Genomic DNA, 2705 nt, shown 5'->3' on the forward strand with positions numbered 1-2705 from the left:
ACGTAAAAAGACGGAAGAAGAAGCGGCATCGTGACCGATGCGGTTAGAATTTAGACCCCGCGCAATCGGGTGGAGAAACCGGTCACGTTGTTAGCGAAATGACCGGTCACGATGAGCGAAATACGCACCTGCGCAAATACTGCCCAATTTGTTCTTGCTGCAATCCTGGACGCACTGGACCAATCCGCTGTCGTTCAACTTCCCGGCGTGGAGTATCAGCATCGAGTACTACACCTACATGCTGTTTGCCCTGACCCTTGCCCTGATCGGCCAGCGCCGCTTTTTCCTTTGGCTGGCCCTGTGTTGCTGGGCGTTTGCGCTGATCTATCGGCAGAACGAGTTCTTTACCCAAGAGGCATTGCGCGGGGTGTTCTGCTTTTTCGCCGGGGCGCTGTGTTATCGGCTTTTTGCTGTTGTGGCCGGCCGGGTAAAACCGCGGTTCATGGTTTTTACGTTGATCGAGGGCGTTTCTTTGCTGGTCGCCGGGGTGTTGATGGTTGCGGATATTGAACAGAAGTTCCTGGTGGTCTGCCTGTCGTTCTGTGTGGTCGTGGTGGCATTTGCCTTCGAGGCGGGGGCGTTCTCCCGGCTGTGCACGCAGCGCCTGTTTCGCCTGCTGGGTAAGTTGTCCTATTCCATTTATCTGACCCATGCGGCGGTGCTGTTTTGTGTCGTATCGATGTTCATGGTGCTGGAGAAAGTCTTGGGCGTGACGCTGACGTTTAACGGTGCTGAGGCCCGCCACCTGGACACCGGCAATGTGCTGTTGAACAACCTCACTGCCGCGTTGGTGGTGCTGGCCGTGGTGTTTATCTCGTCCTTCACCTATCAGTACATCGAACTCAAGGGCCAGGCGTATGGCCGCTCACTCATCGGTCGCAAGCAGGCCCTACAGCCTTTGTAAAGAAATAAACCTGATGCAAATCAATTTGATACGCATTTCCTTGGCGTTGAGATACAAAACATTTCAAAACTCCCATGTACAGACGCCAAACGCCGGGCGTAATTTCTCCTACAAGCTGTGCGCTCACACCTGCAAGCGCTGTAAAGGAATTCAGCCTGTAGCACGTCCGGATCGACTACCCACGGGCGGGCACATATAACAATAGAGGGAGCTATCCGTGAACTGCATTTTCTGTGCAATTGTCTCCGGTCACCTACCAGCCAGCGTTGTCTACGAAGACGACCAGTGCCTGGCATTTCTCTCCATTCAGCCGATCACACCCGGCCATGTTCTCGTCATCCCCAAGGCCCATGCCAGTGGCCTGGCCGACATTGCTCCCGATACCTGCGGCCACATGATGCGCATTGGCCAGAAGATGGCCGCCGCGCTACGCAACAGCGGCTTGCTGCTCGATGAGACCCCCTGCGAAGGCATCAACCTGCTGCTGTGCGATGGCGCCGTGGCGGGTCAAACCGTTGGCCACGCGCACCTGCATGTGCTGGCCCGGTACGTGGATGATGGTTTCAACCTGGCCCATGCCAACCTGGCAACCGCACCGTTTGAAGTACTGAGCGAGCGGGCGGCGCGTATCCGTGAATCTTTGAAGTTGCTGTCAGCGTAATACGTAGGATGCCGTTTTAGTGGCAAGACATACCCGGGTTTTCCGGGTTCAGTTGTCTCGGCGTGCGCTGTAAATATTGATGGGCAATTCGATAACTACGCAAGGAGGCGAAGCTATGTATTGAACTGTGGCAGTTGAGTTGTGCCGCTGGGCCGAGCCAAACAATACAGGTCACACTAAGAAGGGGATTCTCATGTCGTCATTCGCGAGCAATAAAATTGCTTTACCTTCCGCAAGCATGCAATTGGTAAAAGATGATTCAGCCGGTTCGGCGATCTACAGCTTCTATGATTCAGTGCTTCAGGATATGTGCCAGTCCGATAAAGTCAAAGTTAGGTAGGTTATAACGCCGGCCGAATTCATCGAGCTTTCCCGTGCCCGTTATCGGTTATACGGGCAGCGCAAAGTGTATTACAAGACACTGTTCGGCGATGCCGTGGACGACACTGTGTGCCTGGACGAATACGACCCGCGTTCTTATGTGTTCGCCTGTTATTACGACGGTGAAATTATTGGCACGCAACGTATTACGCCGTTTCCCCACGAGTCCGGCGAGTTTATCAGCCATGCTGACCTGGTGAAGTTCTCCGGGCCTAATTATGAAAATGAGTGCGTTGAACTGTCGCGCCTCATCGTCGACAAGCATTCGCCGGTAAAAAACGTGGTCAACGCCTTGGCGATGACCGGCGCTTCGCTGGTGGCCCTGCAGGGCGGTTATAAAACCTTCATCACCTACGTCAAGCCACGGCTGGCGCCGAAATTCGACAGTTTTGTGTTCGACCAGGACGGCATTTTCTTCCAGATCCCGGCCCGCGGCGAACATTACTACGCCCTGTACAAAGGCGATTTGCTGCCTTCGGTGACGCCGTTCTTCGGCCTGGAAAGTTGCCCCCCGGACCTGCACGACATTGACGACCTGATGCGCCACACCCTGGCCGCTCGCACCATGCGCCACTCGCTGGCGGTATGAACCCCCTAGAAAAACTAAAACGACGAGGTTGATCGAAGATGGAAGGGCGGTCTCAAGGAGCAAGTGCAACAGTCAGTTAACTTTTCTGCACTTGCTAAGCGAACGCAATCCCGCTTCCAAAACATCATCATCAATGGACGTCTGACCGAACCGAGCCGATCTGCTTGCAC

3 protein-coding genes are annotated in these 2705 nt (G+C 54.6%); all 3 read left to right on the plus strand.

The window, feature by feature from the left end:
• The first annotated feature begins 154 nt into the window (after positions 1 to 154).
• The 3 genes from AC19YR_RS24620 to AC19YR_RS24630 all read left to right on the plus strand — a co-directional run bounded on the left by AC19YR_RS24620 (position 155) and on the right by AC19YR_RS24630 (position 2535).
• Positions 155 to 904 carry an acyltransferase family protein gene (locus AC19YR_RS24620; RefSeq protein WP_500600429.1) on the plus strand — a complete coding sequence of 250 codons (750 nt, stop codon included), beginning with the start codon at positions 155 to 157 and terminating at the stop codon, positions 902 to 904.
• A gap of 217 nt (positions 905 to 1121) precedes the next feature.
• Entirely contained in the window at positions 1122 to 1565 is a 444-nt protein-coding gene (locus tag AC19YR_RS24625; protein ID WP_095108794.1) for an HIT family protein, read from the plus strand.
• Positions 1566 to 1926: 361 nt separating this feature from the next.
• The gene (locus AC19YR_RS24630) at positions 1927 to 2535 is read left to right on the plus strand and encodes an N-acyl amino acid synthase FeeM domain-containing protein (protein WP_500600430.1); all 609 of its coding nucleotides are present in this window, start codon (positions 1927 to 1929) and stop codon (positions 2533 to 2535) included.
• The last annotated feature ends 170 nt before the right edge of the window (positions 2536 to 2705 follow it).

It is taken from the genome of Pseudomonas sp. MF08817, assembly GCF_059862705.1.